This window comes from Streptomyces sp. CWNU-52B, from assembly GCF_047444975.1.
Lineage (GTDB): Bacteria > Actinomycetota > Actinomycetes > Streptomycetales > Streptomycetaceae > Streptomyces.
Genome location: NZ_JBLFJV010000041.1, coordinates 1 through 2,247, shown reverse-complemented (window position 1 = coordinate 2,247; position 2,247 = coordinate 1). Strand labels below are relative to the sequence as shown.

Sequence of the window (2,247 nt, the reverse complement as noted above, 5' to 3'; positions counted from 1 at the left end):
CCTCAACGAACGACCACCCCACCGGAACCCCCACCACCACCCGCTCATCCACCACGACCGTGGAGCGGAATCCTCCCTGCCAGATCCCCATCACCCGGTCTCCGACGGCCACACCCGTCACGGCGGAACCGACCTCGGTCACCACACCCGCGCCCTCACTGCCCATCGGGGCGTTCTCGGCGTCCGGGTACATCCCCAGCGTGATCAGCACATCGCGGAAGTTGAGTCCGACGGCGCGGAGTTCGACGCGTACCTCCCGCGCCCCCAGGACCCGGTCCCCGCGATGGGTGTCGTCCTTGTCGTCGTCCGGCGCCTGGCTCCAGGCGATGCCTTCGAGGGTGCCGTTCCCGGCATGGGTGAGACGGCGTTGCTCACGGCGCAGCTCGCGGCGTTCCCCGTCCGGTGCCGGAGCGGACTCGTCGCGGACGAGTCGCGGTACGAGGATGTCCTCACCCCGGACGGCGAGTTGCGGTTCGCCCGTGGACAGCGCCCGCAGCACCGGGCCCGGCTCCGAGCCTCGGGTCTCCTGCCCGGGGGCACCGAGCTCGTCCAGCAGGTCGAGGAGGACGAAGCGGTCGGGGTGTTCGGTCTGTGCCGTGCGCACCAGGCCCCACACGGGTGCCGCCGCGAGCCCGTCCACCTTTTCGCCGTGCCCGGCCTGCACCGCGCCGCGGGTGACGAGCACCAGCCGGGATGCGGCGAAGCGCTCGTCGGCCAGCCACTGCTGCACGAGGCCGAGTGCGTGCTCGGCGGTGCGCTCGGCGGACGCGGCGACGTCGTCACCGGTCCCCGTGGGCAGGCCGGCCGCCACGTCCACCAGGACGTGGCCGGGTGCGGTGAGTCCCTGCCGCGTCAGCTGCTCCCGCAGTGCGCCCAGGTCGGCGCATCCGGCGTAGGACGGCTCCGACGACTCGGGGAGGCCGGCGAGCGGTGCGCCGAGCACCGCGACGCTCAGCGCGCCGTCCGTTCCTGCCGGCGTCCGCACGGCGTTCCAGGCCACCCGGTACGGTGCGGCGCCGCTCCCGGCGGGCGCCGGGAAGCGTGCCTCGCTCAGCGGGCGGGTGACCAGGGCGTCGGCCGACAGCACCGGGCGCCCCTGGGCGTCCGTGACCCGCACCGACAGCGCGCCCTCGGCGGACGGAACGAGCCGGACCCTGAGCCGGGTCGCTCCCGTGGCGTGCAGGGTGACGCCGGTCCACAGGAACGGCAGCCGTACGCCGTCCTCCGCCTCCCCCGTGGTGTCCTCGCAGGCCAGCCAGGCGTGCAGGGCGGCGTCCAGCAGCACGGGGTGGATACCGAAGCCCGCCGGGTCCCCCTCCGGCAGGGTCACCTCGCCGAGCACCTCGCCGCCGGGGCCGCGCCACACGTCCGTCAGGCCGCGGAACGCCGGTCCGTAGGCAAGGCCCTTGTCGCCCAGCCGTTCGTACAGCCCGTCGATCTCCACGGGCTCTCCGTCCGCCGGGGGCCATGCCGCCGGTCCGGCGACCGTCGCGTATCCACCGCCGCTGGTCAGAGCGGCCCGCGCGTGCCGTACCCAGCCGTCGGACGGCGCGCTCCGCGGGCGGGCGTGGACATGCACCTCGCGGCTGCCGTCCTGGTCCGCCTTGCCCACGAGCACCTGTACGTGGGTCGGCTCGGTCTCGGTCAGGACCAGCGGGGCTTCGAGCGTCAGCTCGGCCACCCGGTCGCAGCCGACCGCTTGCGCCGCACGCAGCACCATGTCCAGCAGCGCCGTGCCCGGAACCACCACCAGGCCCTGTACGACATGGTCCCGCAGCCAGGGCTGGTCCGTCACCGACAGGCTCCCTGTGAACAGGGATCCGCCGGTCCCGGGCATGGGTACACCGGTGTCGAGCAAGGGGTGCCCGGTGGCGTCCATGCCGTCCCGGCCGCCCGGCAGACGGCGGGCCACGACGGCGGACCCTGCCGCCCAGTAGCGCTTCCGCTGGAACGCGTAGGTCGGCAACTCGGCCCGCTGCACGGGGATTTCGTCGTACGGCCGCGCCCACCGCACCGGTGCGCCGGTCACGAACACCTCGGCGACCGACCGCAGCAGGCGTGCCCGGTCGCCCTCGTCGCGCCGCAGCGTGCCCACGACGGCCACGTCCACGTCCCGGTCCTCGGCCGTGGCCTGTACCCCGGTCGTCAGCACCGGGTGGGGACTGACCTCCAGGAACCGTCGGAAGCCCTCGGCGGTCAACTCGCTTATGGCGTCCTGGAACCGGACGGTCCTGCGGAGGTTGCGCA

The 2,247-nt window shown here is 74.2% G+C and carries 1 protein-coding gene; it reads right to left on the bottom strand.

Annotated features, from left to right (window positions below; all coding sequences use genetic code 11):
- A partial coding sequence (locus tag ACLVWQ_RS29650; RefSeq protein WP_414112290.1) for a polyketide synthase dehydratase domain-containing protein occupies positions 1-2,247 on the bottom strand: 2,247 nt, incomplete at both ends.